Source organism: Mycobacterium sp. URHB0021 (assembly GCF_054057895.1).
Window position 1 is genome coordinate 7,647,071 of record NZ_JBSRZT010000002.1, and the last position, 17,967, is coordinate 7,665,037.

Genomic DNA, 17,967 nt, shown 5'->3' on the forward strand with positions numbered 1-17,967 from the left:
GTGACGCACTCGCACGCGCATTCGCATTCCCCGAGTGGCGGTCCCGCTCCGCTCGGCCCGTTGGCGGCCAAGGTCGTCGTCGGCCTCCTCATCGCGATCGGGGTGGCGGCGCTTGCCGGCGCGGCGTGGCTGTGGCCCAGCGAGCAGCGGGTCGACATCCCGCTACCCTTCCAGAACGCCGCGGGCGGCGCGGTGACCACCGAATCCGGCCACGTGCTGTCCAGCAGCGCCGCGGTCTGCGGCAGTCCGTCGGCGGGCGCGGTGCTGACCGCCGATCCAGTGCAGGCGCCGGGCGACCGGGCCCAGTGCATCCAGACCACGGTGGCCATCGACTCCGGACCCAACAAGGGCGCCAACACCCTGCTCGAGTTCAGCCCCGGCCCGGGACAGCCCAGCCTCGCCGTCGGCGACCACGTCCGCCTCAGCCGTCAGGTCGACCAGGCAGGCGCTACCTCGTATGCGTTCTACGACTTCGAACGGACGTGGCCGCTGGCCGCCATGGCGGCGGCGTTCGCCGTCGTGGTGGTGGCCGTCGCCCGGTGGCGTGGGCTGCGGGCCCTGGTCGGGATCGTCGTTGCCTTCGCGGTACTGGTGGTCTTCCTGCTGCCCGCGCTTCGCGAAGGGGCGGCGGCGATCCCGGTCTCGCTGGTGGCGTCGGCGGCGATCCTGTACGCGGTGATCTATCTCGCGCACGGGGTCAGCCTGCGTACCAGTGCAGCACTCCTCGGCACTCTGGCCTCACTCCTGCTCGCGGCACTGTTGTCCTGGGCCGCAATAGCACTCGCGCATCTGACCGGGCTTTCGGAGGACCAGAACAACGAGGTCGCCGCCTACCTGGGCAACGTGTCGATCACCGGCCTGCTGCTGGCGGGCTTCATCATCGGTTCGCTCGGCGTGCTCAATGACGTCACGGTGACACAGGCGTCGACCGTCTTCGAACTGGCCGAACTGGGCGACGGCAGCTCGCGCCGCGCCATCTTCCTCGGCGCCATGCGGGTGGGCCGCGACCACATCGCCAGCACCGTGTACACCCTGGTGCTGGCGTACGCCGGCAGCGCGCTACCGCTCCTGTTGCTGTTCAGCGTCGCCAATCGGACTCTGGGGGACGTGTTGACCAGTGAGAGTGTGGCCATCGAGATCGCGCGCTCGGCCGTCGGCGGTATCGCGCTGGCTCTGTCGGTGCCGCTCACCACCGCGATCGCCGCGGTGCTGGCCACCCCGGTCAGCCACGGTCGATCAGTTGCAACAGGTAGTCGCCATAGCCGGACTTGAGCAACTTCTGCCCGCGGGCCGCCAACTGCTCGTCGTCGATGAACCCCATCCGCCAGGCCACCTCTTCGGGCACCCCGATCTTCAGCCCTTGCCGCCGTTCGATGGTGCGCACGAAATCGCTTGCGTCGAGCAGACTGTCGACGGTCCCGGTGTCCAGCCAGGCGGTCCCGCGGTCGAGTGTCTCGACGATCAGCCTGCCCGCATTGAGGTAGGTCAGGTTGACGTCGGTGATCTCGTACTCACCTCGCGCCGACGGGCGCAACGACCGGGCGATCTCGATCACGTCGTTGTCGTAGAAGTACAGACCCGGCACGGCGTAGTTCGACTTCGGGGTGATGGGCTTTTCCTCGATCGACAGCGCGACGCCGTCATCGGAGAACTCGACGACACCGTAGGCCGAGGGATTGGCCACCCAGTACGCGAAAATCGCTCCGCCATCGATGGTTTGGAAGCGCCGCAGTGCGGTGCCGAGGCTGTGGCCGTAGAACACGTTATCGCCGAGCGCCAATGCCACGGAGCCGGTCCCGATGTGCTGGGCGCCGATCACGAACGCCTGAGCCAGCCCATCGGGCCGATCCTGCACCGCGTAGGTGATGTTGACGCCGAGCGCCGAGCCGTCTCCGAGCAGTCGGTGAAACGCCGGCGCATCGCTGGCGGTGCTGATGATCAGGATGTCGCGGATCCCGGCCATCATCAACGTCGACAGCGGGTAGTAGATGAGTGGCTTGTCGTAGACCGGCAGCAATTGCTTGCTGACGCCGATCGTGATCGGGTGCAGGCGGGTGCCCGAACCGCCGGCCAGGATGATTCCGCGCATCAGTTCACGAGATCTTTCTCGGTCAGCTCGGTCGCGGCGAGCGCGGAGGCCAGGTCGTCGTGGCGGAACACCGACGTGATGTGGTCGTGCACGACGCGGAACGCCGACGCCGCGGTAGCCGTGCCCATCCCGGGGGTCGTGGCGGACGTGACCTGCTGTTCGACGACGACGACGCCGTCGTGCACATAGATCCGGCGCGGTTCGGCCGTGATGCCCGCGGAGCGGGCCCAGTCGAGCAGCGCGGCGTGCCCCTGCGCGGCACCGCTCGCATCACCCACCTCGACGTCGTCGCTGGACAGGCTCACCAGCGTGTCGAAGTCCTGGTCGTTCAGTGCGTCGTGCCAGGCGAGGACGGTCGCGATCTCCGAAGTCGTCATGGTCGGAAGGATGCCACTCAGAAGGGCGTGCGCGCGAGCCAGCTGTCCCAGACCGCGGCATCGCCGAACATCTCGATGCCCGATTCGGCGACCGTTGCCCGGCGCACGACAGCCAGCAGCAGGTCTTTCGCCGGCCCGCGCAGCGCGACATCGCCCTTGCCGTGGTCGTGGGACCAGGAGATGCCGTCGTGCTCGTCGCTGGTGATGGTCCACTCGCCGGTCGGGCCCAGCCCGTCGTCGGTGGCGTGCAGATGCACCGTCCGCCCCCGATCGAGCGGCGGAGAGTGCGGCTTGGCCTCCACGGAAACCCGCTCGATCCACTCGCTGATGGCGTCGGCGGCCAACTCCGGCGAGAGCTCGTAATCCACGCCGAGCGCCATCGCCGCGTCGGCGCGATGCACGGTGGCTTCGTGCAGGCGGCGGCGGATCCACCAGCCGGCGGCCCGCGGACCGAGAAACGTCCACACCGGGGTTTGAGGGCCGACGCGGTCGACGGCGTCGAGGATGAGCTGCACACCGCCGTTGAGCCAATCGGTGGCGCCGTCCGGATCATCCGGCGGCTTACCGTCGCGAACCTCACGGGGGTCCAGCGTCTCCGTCCGGCGCTCGGCGATGATCTGTGCCGCCCAGCGGTTTCCACGCCCGACGTGGCGGAACAGCTGTCGCAGTGTCCATTCGGGACAGGTCGGCACCGGGGTTGACGCATCTGCGCTGCCGATCAGGTCCCCGAACTCCCGGGTCTGGTCGAGCAGTGCCGCTCGGAAATCCACCTCATGAACTTACCGCGGTGCGCGCCGTGCCAAGCGTGATCGGTAGAGAGGACCAGCCGCGCAGCACCCGGGTGTCGCGCCGGCTGCCATCGCCGGCCAGCCGGGCGCCCGGAAAGCGTTCGAAGAACGTCCGCAGGCCGACCTCGCCCTCGGCGCGGGCCAGCGCCGCACCGAGGCAGAAGTGCCTGCCCCCGGAGAACGACAGGTGCTTGCCGGCGTTGTCGCGTTCGATGTCGAACCGGTGCGGGTCGGTGAAGACCTTGGGGTCGCGGTTCGCGCCGGCCAGATAGAGGATTACGCCCTCGCCGCGACGGATCCGCGTGCCCGCGACCTCGACATCGTTGCGGGCCATCCGCGCGCTGAGCTGCACCGGCGAGTCCAGTCGCAGGATCTCCTCGACGGTGTTCGGCCACAGCTCGGGTCGGGCCGCCAACGTCTGGATGTGTTCCGGGTTGTCGAGCAGCATCCGGATCCCGTTGCCCAGCAGATTGACCGTGGTCTCGAAGCCGGCAGCCAACACGAGCCCCGCGGTGGCGAGCAGCTCCCGGTCGTCGAGAAGTGCGCCCTGGTCCGAGGCCTGGATCAGCTGGCTGAGCAGATCGTCGCCCGGGTGGCGCCGCAGCTGCTGCAGATGCTCGCCCAGCCACCGGTTGAATCCCTCGATGCCGCGGTAGACCTGCCGGTACTGCCGCCACGTCAGTCCGATGTCCAGGCTGGCCGCACCCAGTTCACCGAACTCCAGGATGAGCGGCCGCGCGTCGTCCGGCACGCCGAGAATGTCGCTGATCACGGCGACGGGAAGCTCCGAACAGTAACGATCGACCACATCCACCGTGTCCGCGCCATCAAGGTCGTCGAGAAGCGCATTCGCGGTGTCCTGCACCCGATCACGCAGCGCGGCGACTGCGCGGGTGGTGAACACCGACGACACCAGCTTGCGGTAGCGGGTGTGGTCGGGCGGCTCGACCGACAGCATGGACGGCGCCTCGAGCGGGTGCAGCAGATCGGGCTTGGTGCGATCTGCCACCCACTGCAGGGGTTTGGGCAGGTTGGACCCCATCGCGATGACGCGGAAGTCGTCGGACCGCAGCAGGTCGAAGGCGACCTGATGCTCGACGGTCATGTAGATGGCGCGGCATCGGACGATCGGACCCAGTGCGCGGAGTTCCTCGGTGAACTCGACCGGTTTGGCTCGCACGGCGGGATCGGCGATCAGCCGGCCCTGGGGGTCGCCGCGGCGCGCCAGAAGTTTTGAAATGCCGCGGATGACGCCGTGGATGGCCATCCATCGGATTCGTTGTCCAACGGGACCATGCATGTCGGACTCCATACAACCGAATTGCGGTTCGGTAAGTCGTCGACAGCGTACCGAATTACTATTCGGTATGGCAAGGAAGCGGATACCGGCCGAGGAGCGGCGGATTCGCATTCTCGACGCGGCGGTCGAGGTGTTTGCCGACCGCGGCTACGCCGGGGCGAAGATGTCGGACATCGCCGCGCAGGCGGGTGTCGTGCCCTCGGTCCTGTACGACCACTTCGCGTCCAAGCGCGAACTGCACGTGACACTTCTCGAGCAGCATGCCCAGCAGCTCAGGGAGCGCTCACTGCGACGGCTGGAGGGCGCCACGGTCGAGGAGTTGGTCCGCGCCGGCATTGCGAACTACTTCGAGTTCGTCGAAAAGGATCCGTTCATCTGGCGCGTCCTGCATCAGGATCCCCCGGCGGACGCCGACATCGCGGCCGTCTACCGGGACATTGCCGATCAAGGCACCGCCAGCATCGCCGATCTCATCAAGTTCGGCGCGGGAAAGGCCAAGTCGGTCCACGGCATAACGCTCGACGACGCTTCGTGGATTCTCGCCCGCGCGACACAATCGGCCACCGACGGTGTTGCCCGCTGGTGGTACGAACACCGCGACGTGCCGCGCGAGCGCGTGGTCGAGCTCGTCTTCATGCTGTTGTGGCAGGGCTTCGACGGAATGCTCAGGCAGGCATCTGCCGACTGATGCGCTGCGCGCTTTTGCCCAGCGCGTACAGCCGCCAGCCGGATCGGGACCATCGCTGAACGTCCAGGCAATTGCGACCGTCCACAATGACTTTGGCGCGCACCGTGTCGGCAAGGTCGTCGGGGTCGAGCTCGACGAACTCGCGCCACTCGGTGAGCACCAGCACGGCATCGGCTCGCTCACAGGCTTCGACGACCGAGGTCGAGTAGTTCAGGGTCGGGAACAGCCGACGCGAGTTCTCTATCGCCTTGGGGTCGTACACGTTGACCGTCGCGCCGTTGAGCTGCAGCATGCCCGCCACGTTCAGCGCGGGCGAGTCGCGGACGTCGTCGGATTCCGGCTTGAATGCCGCGCCGAGCACGGCGATGTTGGCGCCGAGCAGCGACCCGCCGCAGGCCGTGCCGGCCAGCTCGACCATCCGGGATCGGCGCCGCATGTTGATGCTGTCGACCTCTCGCAGGAAGGTCAGCGCATGGTTGGCGCCCAGCTCGCCTGCGCGGGCCATGAAGGCGCGAATGTCCTTGGGCAGGCAGCCCCCGCCGAAGCCCAGGCCGGCGTTGAGGAAGCGACGACCGATCCGCGGGTCGTACCCCAGCGCGTCCGCCAACAACGTGACGTCTGCGTCGGCCGCCTCGCATACCTCCGAGATCGCGTTGATGAACGAGATCTTGGTGGCCAGAAACGCGTTCGCGGACACCTTCACCAGTTCGGCGGTCTGCAGGTCGGTCACCAGGAAGGGCACGCCCTCCGTGAGCAGCGGTGCGTAGAGCTCTCTGATCGCCGCTTCGGCCCGCGCCGAATCCTTCTGCACACCAATCACGATGCGATCGGGGTGCAGGGTGTCGTTGACCGCGTAACCCTCCCGGAGAAACTCGGGGTTCCAGGCGATCTCCACGTCGACACCGTCGCGCGCCAGCCTCTGGGCCCGGTGGACCAGTTCAGCGGCGGTTCCGACGGGGACTGTCGACTTGCCGACGATGACGGCGGACCGGCCCAGCCGGGGCACCAGCGTGTCGATGACAGCGTGCACATGACGCAGGTCGGCGCCGTACTCGCCCTTCTTCTGCGGAGTTCCGACGCCGAGGAAGTGCACATCGGCGAACTCAGCAGCGTCGTCATAGTCGGTGGTGAAGCGCAACCTGCCGGCCGCGAGGTTGTCGCTCAACATCTTTCGCAAGCCCGGCTCGTAGAACGGGATGTCGCCGGCCGCCAGTTTCGCGACCTTACCCGGGTCGATGTCGACGCCGACAACGTCGTGTCCGAGTTCGGCCATCCCGGCCGCATGTGTGGCTCCGAGGTAACCCGTTCCGAAGACGGTGCATCGCATACTGCTTCTATATGCAGCCGCGATGAGCTAACTGCTACGCGACACTGAGCAGCAGACCAACGGTAGGTGACGAACCGTGTTCCTAGCGGTGGCCGCCGCTGCAGAAGATCAGGAAGCAGCCTCCTCCGCCGCCGCCACCTCCGCCGCCCCCGCCGCGACCGCCGCCGGGGCCGTGGTCAGAACCGCCACCGAAGCCCGGGAAGCCACCCGAACCGCCACCGTTACCGGGGAAGCCATCATGGCCTCCGTTACCCCCGTGACCGCCCGACTCCGAGCCGCCGCCCGAACCGCCACCCGGCCACTGCTGCCACGGTGGCTGCTGCGGGAAGTCGGGTTCGTCCGGCTCCTGTTGTGGCAGCTGTGGCTGTTGGGGCCACGGATTCCACGGCGGGTTCTGCTGCGGCGGCTGCCACGGGTTCCACGGATTCTGCGGGCGTGGCAGTACGACCACCGGCGGCGGAAGCACGACCGGCGGGACCCAGGCCGGCGGGGGCAGCGCAGGCGGGGGCGCATCCGGCGGCGGAGCGGGAGCCGGCGCCTCGGGCGCCGGGGCCGGTGCTGCCTGCGGAGGGGGCGCCTGCTCGACGACGACCTGTCGCGGCGCCGGCGCCTGTGGCGGCGCTTCCTGCACGGCGACGGGCACGGGTGCCTTGATCGTCTCCGGCGGCGGCGCGGGCGGCGGAACCGGCTGCTGGGCCTCCTGTGCCGGCGGTGCGGCGGCCGGCGCCTGGCTGCTCGGCACGATCGCACTCTGACCGGGGCTGGGCCGTTGGTCGGCGGTGGGACGGATGCTGATCGCCAGCGAAATGACCAGCGCGACAACGCCCACGACGAAGATCGACGTCAACGCGCTGCCGACCAGCAGGAAGGGTTTGCGTCCCTCGTCGATCGGTTCCTCGTCGGTCTGCGGAGCGTAGTCGTCGAGCAGCGCGTCCGCGCCGCCTGCGGGTGCCATCTGGGTATCCGCGAACGCAAGGCCGCGATAGGCGTTACCGGCGGTCGTGCCGTCGGGATCCTGCGAGTAGGCCAGGCCGACGGTGGTCGCCTCGAACGCGGGCGCGTTGGCCGATGCCAGCGCCGCACCGCGGGCCAGGGCCAGCCCCGGCTCCTCGGGCGCACTGACCGGAATGCGGACGAGGTGCTCGAGGTGCGCCTTCACCGAACTGACGTCGACGCCGGACCCGACGACGAACATCCCCTGCGGCGGCGAATCCTGCTCGTCGACTGCCGCGGCCATCTCGCTGAGCACGGCCATCGCGTCGGCGCTGTGCAGGGTGCGGCTGAGCACCTTGACGACGGAGCCGTCGTCGGTCTGCACCACCGACAGGGTCGCGTTGTCGCGGTCGATGAAGAACAGGGCGGTGGTGTCGTAGCCGACCGCTCGGCCCACGGCCTGAGCCAGGGCTGCGGCGGCATGGCCCTCCGCGATGAGCATCACGTCGTCGATGCCACGGGCGGTCAGCGCGTCGCGCAGCGCGGACGCCTCGGTGTGGTCACTCCACGTGACGCCGATTGATTTGAGGTGATGGCCGCCGGCTTCGGCACTCTCCTTGGTGCCGAGGACGGCGGAGATCACTTGGTCTGCCGCACTAAATGTTTGCGGGCCTTCGACGGACGCGATGTCGAATGCATCGTGGTCGACGGTTTTCCCGTCGGCCTTCTCCCCCTCGACCAGCACCATGCGGACCGTCGTAGGTGTCATCGACACACCTAATACGATGTCCACTCCACCCTCCAAAATGTTTGCTACGTGTTCGGGGCCACCGATGGGCACTCATCCCGTACGAGCCGGCTACTAGAGACTTCATCGGCGCTGACAGCAGTGGCGTTACATCAAACGGTGTTAGCTGATGGCGCTGAAGCTCTGGCCGGACCGCGACGGTTCAAGTGCTCGCCGGCGCCGGTAAGAAGAACCTTACCCGGGTTAACGACAACGGGCGCCGCGCGGTTCACATTCCCGGGACGATGCTCAGGAGTCGGTTCCTCCGGCGGGCTTCGGTCGGGGGCGGGGCGCTCCCAGCTCACCGAGCAACGACGGGCGGCGCAACGGCTGATGGCCGTGCACGCCCTCGGCGTAGGCGGTCTCGGCGTGTTGGGTGAAGTCGACGCCGGACGTCTCGTCCTCGGCGCTGAGACGGAAACCGACGGTGTGGTCGATCACCTTGCCCAGTACATAGGACACGGCGAAGGCGTAGGTGCCCACCACCAGCGCGCCCAGCGCCTGCTTGCCCAATTGTGCGAAGCCGCCGCCGTAGAAGAGGCCGCTCGCACCCCCGGTCATCGCCCGAGTCGCCAGCAGCCCGATGAGCAGCACCCCGACGACACCGCCGACGAAGTGCACGCCGACGACGTCCAGGGAATCGTCATAGCCGAACCGGAACTTCGCCCCGACGGCGAAGGAGCACACGATCCCGGCGGCGAGTCCAACGGCCGCGGCTCCGAGGGTGTTCACAGTTCCGCAGGACGGTGTGATCGCCACCAGGCCGGCGACCACACCGGAGGCGGCGCCGAACGTCGTCGGCTTACCGTCGCGGACCTGTTCGACGGTGAGCCATCCGAGCATGCCGAGGCACCCGGCCACCAACGTGTTCAAAAACACGGCCGAGGCCATTCCGTTGGCGGCCAGCGCCGAGCCGGCGTTGAAGCCGAACCAACCGAACCACAGCAGGCCGACCCCCAGCAGCACGAAGGGCAGGTTGTGCGGCCGCATCGCGTCTTTCTTGAAACCGATCCGCGGGCCGAGCACCAGAGCCAGCGCCAGTGCGGACATGCCGGAGACGATCTCGACCACCAGGCCACCCGCGTAGTCGAGGGCGCCGAACTCGAAGAGCCAGCCGTCAGGGGCCCACACCCAGTGGGCGACTACGGCGTAGACCGTCACCGTCCACACCGGGACGAAGACCATCCAGGCCGCGAATTTGGCGCGGTCGGCGATCGCGCCGCTGACCAGTGCGGCGGTGACGATTGCGAAGCCGAGTTGAAAAGTGGCGAAGAGCAGTTCGGGAACCGGCCCGCGCGCGGTGCCCGGGTCGATGCCGAGCATCCCAAAGTGGGTGAGGTTGCCGATCAGCCCACCACCGCTGTCCTCGGAAAAAGCCAGCGTGTAGCCGACGAGCAGCCAGGCGACGGTGACCAGCGGAATCGAGATGAAGCTCATCATGATCATGTTGAGCACGCCCGTGGTGCGCACCATCCCGCCGTAGAAGATGGCCAGGCCGGGCGTCATGAGCAGGACGAGTGCGGTGCTCGCGAGCAGCCAGGCGGTGAGGGCAGGATCGATGACTGGCACTTCAGGCTCCCTTGCCCGGGTCAGCTGGACTTGATGAAGTTTTGATACGAGCGCGAGGGCGTCGGGCCGCGCTGGCCCTGGTACTTCGAGCCGACCCGGGCGCTGCCGTAGGGATGCTCGGCGGGGCTGGTCAGTCGGAGCAGGCACAGCTGACCGATCTTCATCCCGGGCCAGAGCGTGATCGGCAGGTTGGCGACGTTCGACAACTCGAGGGTGATGTGGCCGGTGAAGCCCGGGTCGATGAAGCCCGCGGTGGAATGCGTCAACAGGCCGAGACGTCCCAGCGACGACTTGCCTTCGAGGCGACCGGCGAGATCGTCGGGCAGCGTGCACCGCTCCAGCGTGGACCCGAGCACGAACTCGCCGGGGTGCAGCACGAACGGCTCGCCCTCTTTGGGCTCGACGAGCGTGGTGAGGTCGTCCTGCCGGGTCGCAGGGTCGATGTGGGTGTAGCGGGTGTTGTTGAAGACGCGGAACAGGTTGTCCAGACGGACATCGACGCTCGATGGCTGCACCAGATCGGGGTCGTGCGGGTCGATGCCCAGCCGCCCGGCTTTGATTTCGGCACGAATGTCGCGATCGGAGAGCAGCACGCGACGAGCGTAGCCGGTGAGGTGTTAGCCTTCGTGTTCACTGGGATCAGCCAGTCAGGCCGATGTAGTTCAATGGCAGAACATCAGCTTCCCAAGCTGAATACGCGGGTTCGATTCCCGTCATCGGCTCCACGAAACCGCGGCTAAACGGCAACTTACGGGCGCCGAAAAAATGTTAGTACACCCACACGTGACGCGGTCGTAACGCTGCCATCGCCGGAAGGCAGTTTGCTAGCCGATTCGCGCCCACCTCAGAGTTTCTGCGCTCAGGTGGCCCCACTGGCTATATCTTCGTCCTGGCAAGTGCCGTTGCGAGTGAGGGGACTCCGTGACCGCCGTGGCGGTCATGAGCCGTTCGGCGGTCGCGCTCGCCGCTGATAGCGCGGTCACGATCGGCCGAGCAGATCGGTCGGGACGATCGAAGACATACGAAGGTGCAAAACAAGCTATTTGAGCTCATCAAAGGCTCGAACATCGGCGTGTTGGTCTAGAACTTCGCGAAGGTTAACAGCGCCCCTGGAAAACCATCATCAAAGCCTACCGGCAAGAAAATGCCGGGTTTTTTGCATCGCAACGTTACAGACCATGCATCTCTACCGCGTTTCACCTGACCGCTGGTCAAATTACGAGTGCGGTAATTCCGAAGCTCTTGAATTGACCCGATGAACTAGTTCGTGATAACCGACCCATCATCAAAAACCGCTGGAGATCTGCGCTCGATAGCCTCACCGATCAATCGGCCCAGGCGGTTGCGGCGAGATCAAGTTCATACTGACTTCAAAGAGCCAATTGTTCGAAGGATCGCTAAATCAGAACTCCACTCGGTCAACCGCTCCCAAAAGAACGCGGTTGCGCAATATCGCGATCCATGCACTCTCGAGGGATGTGCACCGTCGCGCTGGCAGCGGTCTGGTAGTGGTCGGGTTTGTAAGGAATGACTATTTCCCCAGCATGTGCTCGATGGAGATCAGCCCCGATTCCGGAGCGAACTCCTGGCGTCGAATCGGCGAGTGCGAGCTATAAATCCTGATAAACCTGGGTTTCTAGCAGACCTTTGCCAAGATGGCCCGGCAAAAGGCTGGGTGCACGGAATTACGGACGAAGTTCGCGTGCTCTCATCGAGGAGTGGATCGTGGCTTCACCTTCAACCAATTCCGCTCACGGGCGATGAGCCGTTGCCGTTCCACACCGGGCAGCGGCATGCTCCGTGATGTCCGAAACCCATGTGGACATTCGGGAGATGTCAGCTGCAGTTTCGCCGACTCAGGTCGGTCTGGGGCTGCATTCAAGCGCCCATAGTGCGCCTCGCTGTCCTGACACGTGGCGGAATGCCAGGGCAAAGCAGGTGACTGGGGTGACGGCGGCAAGCGGCACGGCCTGGCGGCATACGCGTTGCGAGCCCCAAGCAGCGCGTAGTTCCATTTCGCCACCGCCACAGGTCGGAAGGTGTTCACTGTTAACACCGTGATTCGGTCTATCGAGGTGGGTCTCATGGCACGCATTGATCTGTTTGCGAAGATTCCATTGATCGGGATGTCCCTGGTGTTCCTGGCGATGTTCATCGTCGCGGTCACCGCGTACCTCCACGCCGGTTGGTATTCGATAATCGGCTACGCGATTGCGGCCGTCGTCGCCGTGTGTGGCTTCGTTATGACGTTTCGGGACGTCCGCGACACGCCGGGGCCCCCGGAACAGTGGGATGCCCTAGGTAATCCTATTGATCCTGCATCACCCCGAAACTAACTAGAGCGAGGACTGGTTCGATGACCACCACACCCAAGTCGCCCGCTTACGACAACTCCGCGCTGATGGCGGAGGACGAGGGCTACCACAAGGGCCTAAAGCCCCGGCAACTGCAGATGATCGCGATCGGCGGTGCCATCGGCACCGGGCTGTTCCTCGGTGCCGGCGGCCGACTACACAACGCCGGACCGGGCCTGTTCTTGAGCTACGCGTTCTGCGGCATCTTCGTCTTCCTGATCCTGCGTGCGCTGGGCGAGCTCGTGCTGCACCGACCGTCGTCGGGGTCCTTCGTGTCGTATGCGCGCGAATTCCTCGGCGAGAAGGCTGCCTTCGTCGCCGGCTGGATGTACTGGCTGAACTGGGCATTCACGGCCATTGTCGACTCGACGGCGATCGCCACCTATTTCCACTACTGGACGTCGTTCGGGAGCGTCCCGCAGTGGCTGATCGCCCTGCTCGCGTTGGCGGCCGTGGTGGGCATAAACCTCATCTCGGTTACCTTGTTCGGGGAGCTCGAGTTCTGGGCTGCGGCCATCAAAGTCCTTGCACTGATGACATTTCTGGTCGCAGGCACCATCTTTCTTGCGGGCCGCTACCAGATCCAAGGGCAGCCAACCGGTTTCAGCGTGATCGCCGACAATGGCGGGCTTTTTCCCCACGGCCTATTCCCGTTGGTGATTGTCATGTCTGGCGTCGTGTTTGCCTATGCCGCAGTCGAACTCGTTGGAACAGCGGCCGGTGAGACCGCTCATCCGCATAAGATCATGCCGCGTGCGATCAACTCGGTGATTGCACGTATCGCTGTCTTCTACGTCGGTTCACTGTTCCTGCTGGCCCTTCTTCTCCCGTACACCACCTATAAGGCCGGCGAGAGTCCGTTCGTCACGTTCTTCTCCAAGATCGGAGTCCAGGGCGCGGGCACGGTCATGAACATCGTCGTGCTGACCGCCGCATTCTCCAGCCTTAACGCCGGGTTGTACTCGACCGGCCGGATCCTGCGGTCGATGGCAATGAACGGCAGCGCACCGAAGTTCACGGCGAAGATGTCCAGCCGCGGCGTGCCGTACGGCGGAATCTTCCTGACCGCGGCCGTCGGGCTGTTCGGCGTCATTCTCAACCTTCTCGTGCCCGGCCAGGCGTTCGAGATCGTGCTCAACATCGCGGCCCTCGGAATCATCGCGTCTTGGGGCACCATCGTCATCTGTCAGATCCAGCTCTACCGCTGGTCGAAACGGGGCATCCTCGAGCGGCCGTCATTCCGGTTGTGGGGCACGCCGTACACCGGTTATCTCACGTTGGTGTTCCTGTTCGGGGTCGTCGTGCTGATGGCGTTCGACCCGCCGATCGGCACCTGGACCGTCGCCACGCTGGTGGTCATCATTCCGGCACTCATCGTCGGCTGGTTTGCGGTCCGCGGGCGGGTGCTGGAGGTCGCTCGGGAACGCGAGGGCTTCACCGGCCAATTCCCGGTCGTCGCCAACCGCCCGCTGCCACACGATGAGGACGACGACAAATAACGCCAGTCCCGGAGCGATCTCATCGGCGAGTTCGGCGTTGAACCGAGCGATCTGGTGGTTTGCTTCCTCGGCGTCAACGATGAAGCTGGAGGGGAGCAGAGCGGGCCCGCGCTGATGATGTTGAGGCCGGGCGTGGGTGCTCTGGCGAAATTGAGCGGGTCGGCGAGGTTGAACCCGATCAACGCGAGTGTGCCGCCACGTTGGTGTAACCGGCGCCCGGAGAGAAATCGAACCCAGCAAGGGGATGCCGCAGACATCGACCGCGACGCCGGACAGGTCTGTGTCAGCATGGTGCCCAGCGCCGTGTTGATGGCGCTCTCCAGGTCATAGCCCAGGGACTGCCACAGCCCCGACAGATCGACGTTGTCGAGGATCTCCGATTCCAGCGCCGCCCCGAGTGACCGGAGCACGTCGTACTTCCGAAGCACGAGGCCGAACGTCCGATTCGGAAACGGAGCCGGGTCGGGCGCCCCTGGCGCGAGTGCCCTGGGCGGCAGTCCCGGCGAAGCCGGCGTGGCGGTCAGGGCGGCCGGCGGGACCTGTCCGAGTTGCGTGGACATCTCCGGGACGACGGGGCCCGTAGTAACAGTCGCCAGTTTGCTCATCAACGTCATCTGCAGTGTTGGCCTGAGCCCGAATAGCCGCCATCCTGCGCGTGCCATCAGGATCGTTTCCGAGAGCACGCAACGGGTTTCGCGTACTACGCCGCTACCCGGAAGTGGTCAGCTTCCGATGAGGACGCGGGTTCGATTCCTGTCGTCGGCTCCCGGTGTCGGCGTGACCGCTCGGGGGACTTCGACGCTGTTTTCCTGCACAATCACCGCGTCGCCGACGTTGACCGTGTTGAAGTACCACTCGGCGTCCTCGGGGCTCAGGCTGATACAGCCGTGGCTGACATTCTCGAACCCGAGTGAGTTGACGGCCCACGGAGCGGAATGCACGAAGAGGCCGCGGTCGGTGATGCGGACGGCGTATTCCACGTCCAGCAGGTAACCGTCCGGCGCGTCGACCGGGATGCCGACACTGCTCGAATCCATTGTCACGTCGCGGTCCTTGCCCAGCACGGGGTAGATGCCGACCGGCGTCGGGTATTCAGGCCGACCCATCGAGGCCGGAAACACGCCCGCTTCACCCCAGTGCGGTCGGTGGTGCGGCGCCGGCGGCGCAGACGGCGGTCCCGCATCGACACCGTCGATGCTCACGGTGAACGTGTGATCCGCGACGTTGGCAACACCGACGACGGAGGGTCCCGTTTGAAAGCTCGTGGCCAGGCCGCCGACCGAGAGCGCGATCGTGCTGTGCGCCGGCCAGAATCGGTCGGGGGCCCACTGCACAATGTTGTTGTCGAGCCACTCGAACTTGCCCGACATCGCAGCTGCCGATTTGATGTCCACGGCGCGTTCGGCCGCGCGCCGGTCGGCGACGGGCCCACTGAACGTCACCACCACAGGGTGCGCCACACCCACCACCTCGCCCCGCGTCGGTAGAACCGACGCGATGGCGAGCCCATCCGGCCCGTTCGCCGCCGCATCGCTGACACCAGCGGGCCCCGCGACCACACTCGCCGCGATCACGCTCATCGCGAGAACACACCGAACAACCGCCCGCATGGCTCTTACTCCCGTCGAAATGAAGTTGTCATTGTGATGGTAGGGCTGACGTGAAGAGTGAAAATACAAGCGTGCGTTAGTCATTCGTCGCTAGTCAGTCACGCATTGGCTATCCTGAGCCAATCTGGGCAATGGCACGCCGAGGACGTGCCACGCACCCGCTGGGGGCAACCCCAGCGGGTCCGCACAAACGCAAAGAGCTTCCGCCTCAGCCCGCAGGCGACGGACCGGGCACAATCGGCTGACCGGGCAGAGGTGCGCCAGGCGGCGGCGGTCCAGTGGGATCGCCCTTACCGGCAAAGGCCCCAGCCATGTCAATCAGTGGCGCACCCACTGGCACCGGCGCAGCCACCGGAATCGGCGCGCCCACCGGAGCGCCCACCGGCACCGGCGCACCCACCGGCACCGGCGCACCCACCGGCACCGGCGCACCGACAGGCACCGGCGCAGCCACCGGCACCGGCCCAGGCAACGCCAGCGGAACACCGGCAGCCATGTCGACGACCGGAGCACTGGCGGGACTGCACGCGCCCGCGGGCCCGCCGGCGGCTACCGGCGCGCCGGCGGCTGCCGGCGCCGCACCGCCGCCCGCTGACGTCTGGATGCAGGCGTAGCCGCCGCCCGTTATGAACGGGGCGGCGACCGCGCCCGGGCTCAACGTCACGGCCGCCACGCACAACCCAGCGCCAGCAACTACTTTGATGCTGACCCGATCTAACATCGTCATCAACGTCAACTCCCTATCCGCTAATCCAGCCGGCCCGCCGGCTGTACTGAACTCGTGCGTGAAGACCTGCCACAATTGACGGCCGACACAATTGGAGCAGCGCCGATACGAAAAACGACACGCGCCGCACCGATCGTTTCCAAAAGGTGACTTTGACAGTGCCGAGCCCCACTCAGCAACCGTCTGCAATTACCACATCATTCTCGACTCCCGCGACGCAGGGGATCATATACCGCTCAGGTGATCTTGAAACGCCCCCCACCTCGCTCTTTGCTCGCCGGCCGCACCCGCCGGCCGAGTCCTACCGAAGTCGTTTTACGGCGAAGTGTGCATGGCAAATCCGAATGCCATTCGTCGGGCCCGATCGAAGGTGGTCAAGCGACCGACACGTCTTGCGAGATATCGCCGACCGATCACGGAATGTGCAGCGGCGACAAGGGTTTCGTGACGGCGAAGGCGAATGCGGTCTTGATGGAAGGCACCGCGCGCAGTTTCGCCTCCACGGCGTCGACGACTTCGGGTGTGTGCGACTGCAAGGTCAGGCGGGCGAACGCGGTGATCGCCAGTCCGACGGCGGTCTGCGCCACGACCGGCTGAATAGCCGGCAATCACGCCGCTGTCTTGCAGCGCGTTTCACCCCGCCGACGGCGCGCTTACGCTTGACGTTCACTTGGCTGCGACGGGCACTACCTCGGCCTCGCTGGGCGAGTTGGTCAAAGCCGCGCGTACCCGGGCAATTGCCCCAACGGCCGCACCCACGACAGACCGGATCGGCCGGACCCGGCGCGCCGGCACAGTCCACGACGTTTCCGGAACCGCCACCACATGCCGCCCGGCAGTGGTTCTCGTCGGCCTGGGATGGCGCTTGCGATGCACGTCGCGTCGCTCGGATCGTGCATTGGCTGCCACATTGGCGATCTGTACTGCTATCAGTTTCGACGACATTGTCGGTCCCCCGTTTCGACTGTCTGATGACATCCGAAACGTATCGACGCGTCTCAGGCAGGGCACGCGTAGCGGACTACCTGTAAAAATGCCCAGGCGCGCAAGGGAGTACGCGCTCGCGACGCTCGACGACTCAGATGCCGATCAGTGGCGCGTAGAACAGCACACCGGTCACCAGCACCGCGACGCCGAGGATGTCGAACACGATCCCGCTGCGCAGCGTGGTGGTCAACGGCACCATCCCCCCGAGCCGTACCCGATCGCGTTCGGCGGCGTGGACACCGGGAGCCCGTAGCCGGCGGGTCCGCCCTACTTGGTGCTGATGGCGCTCACCGCGCTGACGATGCCGGGGCCGATCGGGAACAGCATGGCGGCCGTCGCGGTGTTGGAGATGAACGCTGACAGCAGGGCGGCCAACGCACCGAACGCGACCACGGTTCTGGCGAGCGACCGCATGATCCAGGGCACCGACAGCACCCCGAGCGCGATCCGCCGGTCCAGGCCGTGAACTGTCACGGCGCGGGCGATGATTAATCCGTCGAGGAACGTGAAGATCGTGTCGTAGCCGAATGCGCCGAACACGGTGTCCTCATCGGCGACGCCCATCGCCACGCACAGCACGATCGCGAAGATCGCCGTCGCCGCCAGCGGTAGCGCCTCCCTGATCCACCACACGATGACGAGCGCGAACACCGCCGACGGTGCTCGCTGCGGCCATTCCGGCCCCGAGGCGAGGACCAGCACGAGGGCGAAGAGCACCGGTCCGAGCCACAGTCCGACAGAGCCGCGCAGATCGTCGAACCGCTGGTGGGGCGAGGCCGGGGCCGTCTGATCGACTGGTTCTCGTCCTCGGTGGTAGCGGCGGCCGGATTGGTCTGGTGCCATCGTGCCCACTCCCCGATACAGTGTTCCGCTATACGGGCAACGTCACGTGTTGGAGACCACTCCCCGGATGGGTGGTGGCACCGGACCCG

Annotated in this window: 15 protein-coding genes, 1 tRNA gene and 1 pseudogene; 5 read left to right on the plus strand and 12 right to left on the minus strand. The window is 66.1% G+C overall.

Features of this window, described 5'->3' with window-relative positions:
• Entirely contained in the window at positions 1 to 1,272 is a 1,272-nt protein-coding gene (locus tag ACVWWN_RS39560) for a YibE/F family protein (RefSeq protein WP_457148747.1), read from the plus strand.
• On the opposite strand, the gene rfbA is transcribed toward ACVWWN_RS39560, so the two are convergent.
• The 4 genes from rfbA to ACVWWN_RS39580 are packed head-to-tail and all read right to left on the minus strand — an operon-like array spanning position 1,223 to position 4,554.
• On the minus strand, positions 1,223 to 2,089 hold the full coding sequence (rfbA, locus tag ACVWWN_RS39565; RefSeq protein WP_457148748.1) for a glucose-1-phosphate thymidylyltransferase RfbA: 867 nt from the start codon (positions 2,087 to 2,089) through the stop codon (positions 1,223 to 1,225). The genes ACVWWN_RS39560 and rfbA overlap by 50 nt on opposite strands.
• A complete protein-coding gene (locus tag ACVWWN_RS39570) occupies positions 2,089 to 2,466 on the minus strand; it encodes a nuclear transport factor 2 family protein (protein WP_457148749.1) in 378 nt (125 codons plus the stop codon). Before ACVWWN_RS39570 ends, rfbA begins: the two co-directional genes overlap by 1 nt.
• Before the next feature lie 17 nt (positions 2,467 to 2,483).
• Positions 2,484 to 3,236 carry a maleylpyruvate isomerase family mycothiol-dependent enzyme gene (locus tag ACVWWN_RS39575; protein WP_457148750.1) on the minus strand — a complete coding sequence of 251 codons (753 nt, stop codon included), beginning with the start codon at positions 3,234 to 3,236 and terminating at the stop codon, positions 2,484 to 2,486.
• 1 nt (position 3,237) lies between these two features.
• Positions 3,238 to 4,554: a cytochrome P450 gene (locus ACVWWN_RS39580; RefSeq protein WP_457148751.1), complete on the minus strand. Its 1,317-nt coding sequence runs from the start codon at positions 4,552 to 4,554 to the stop codon at positions 3,238 to 3,240.
• 67 nt (positions 4,555 to 4,621) lie between these two features.
• On the opposite strand from ACVWWN_RS39580, the gene ACVWWN_RS39585 reads away from it, so the two are divergent.
• Positions 4,622 to 5,242, plus strand: coding sequence for a TetR/AcrR family transcriptional regulator (locus tag ACVWWN_RS39585; RefSeq protein ID WP_457148752.1), 621 nt, complete (start codon positions 4,622 to 4,624; stop codon positions 5,240 to 5,242).
• On the opposite strand, the gene ACVWWN_RS39590 is transcribed toward ACVWWN_RS39585, so the two are convergent.
• The 4 genes from ACVWWN_RS39590 to dcd form a co-directional block, all read right to left on the minus strand.
• Positions 5,220 to 6,569, minus strand: a complete 1,350-nt coding sequence (locus tag ACVWWN_RS39590; protein ID WP_457148753.1) for a UDP-glucose dehydrogenase family protein — start codon at positions 6,567 to 6,569, stop codon at positions 5,220 to 5,222. The two genes, ACVWWN_RS39585 and ACVWWN_RS39590, sit on opposite strands and share 23 nt — an antisense overlap.
• An 82-nt stretch (positions 6,570 to 6,651) precedes the next feature.
• A complete protein-coding gene (locus ACVWWN_RS39595; RefSeq protein ID WP_457148754.1) occupies positions 6,652 to 8,295 on the minus strand; it encodes a DUF7159 family protein in 1,644 nt (547 codons plus the stop codon).
• A gap of 243 nt (positions 8,296 to 8,538) precedes the next feature.
• The gene (locus tag ACVWWN_RS39600; RefSeq protein ID WP_457148755.1) at positions 8,539 to 9,858 is read right to left on the minus strand and encodes an ammonium transporter; all 1,320 of its coding nucleotides are present in this window, start codon (positions 9,856 to 9,858) and stop codon (positions 8,539 to 8,541) included.
• Positions 9,859 to 9,878: 20 nt separating this feature from the next.
• On the minus strand, positions 9,879 to 10,451 hold the full coding sequence (gene dcd, locus ACVWWN_RS39605; RefSeq protein WP_457148756.1) for a dCTP deaminase: 573 nt from the start codon (positions 10,449 to 10,451) through the stop codon (positions 9,879 to 9,881).
• A 58-nt stretch (positions 10,452 to 10,509) separates the two neighbouring features.
• On the opposite strand from dcd, the gene ACVWWN_RS39610 reads away from it, so the two are divergent.
• The 3 genes and pseudogenes from ACVWWN_RS39610 (at position 10,510) to ACVWWN_RS39620 (ending at position 13,711) form a co-directional block, all read left to right on the plus strand.
• Positions 10,510 to 10,583 (plus strand) — tRNA-Gly (locus ACVWWN_RS39610).
• Positions 10,584 to 11,942: 1,359 nt separating this feature from the next.
• Positions 11,943 to 12,119, plus strand: a pseudogene (locus tag ACVWWN_RS39615) (hypothetical protein); the annotation flags it as partial.
• 95 nt (positions 12,120 to 12,214) lie between these two features.
• Positions 12,215 to 13,711 (plus strand): amino acid permease, encoded by a 1,497-nt coding sequence (locus ACVWWN_RS39620; protein WP_457148757.1) that lies wholly within the window; start codon positions 12,215 to 12,217, stop codon positions 13,709 to 13,711.
• A gap of 722 nt (positions 13,712 to 14,433) precedes the next feature.
• On the opposite strand, the gene ACVWWN_RS39625 is transcribed toward ACVWWN_RS39620, so the two are convergent.
• From ACVWWN_RS39625 to ACVWWN_RS39640, 4 genes are all read right to left on the minus strand, one after another.
• On the minus strand, positions 14,434 to 15,321 hold the full coding sequence (locus ACVWWN_RS39625; protein ID WP_457148758.1) for a L,D-transpeptidase: 888 nt from the start codon (positions 15,319 to 15,321) through the stop codon (positions 14,434 to 14,436).
• A 208-nt stretch (positions 15,322 to 15,529) separates the two neighbouring features.
• Positions 15,530 to 16,048: a hypothetical protein gene (locus ACVWWN_RS39630; protein WP_457148759.1), complete on the minus strand. Its 519-nt coding sequence runs from the start codon at positions 16,046 to 16,048 to the stop codon at positions 15,530 to 15,532.
• A 413-nt stretch (positions 16,049 to 16,461) separates the two neighbouring features.
• On the minus strand, positions 16,462 to 16,635 hold the full coding sequence (locus ACVWWN_RS39635; protein WP_457148760.1) for a hypothetical protein: 174 nt from the start codon (positions 16,633 to 16,635) through the stop codon (positions 16,462 to 16,464).
• 667 nt (positions 16,636 to 17,302) lie between these two features.
• Positions 17,303 to 17,878: an SLC13 family permease gene (locus ACVWWN_RS39640; RefSeq protein ID WP_457148761.1), complete on the minus strand. Its 576-nt coding sequence runs from the start codon at positions 17,876 to 17,878 to the stop codon at positions 17,303 to 17,305.
• Between the last annotated feature and the right edge of the window lie 89 nt (positions 17,879 to 17,967).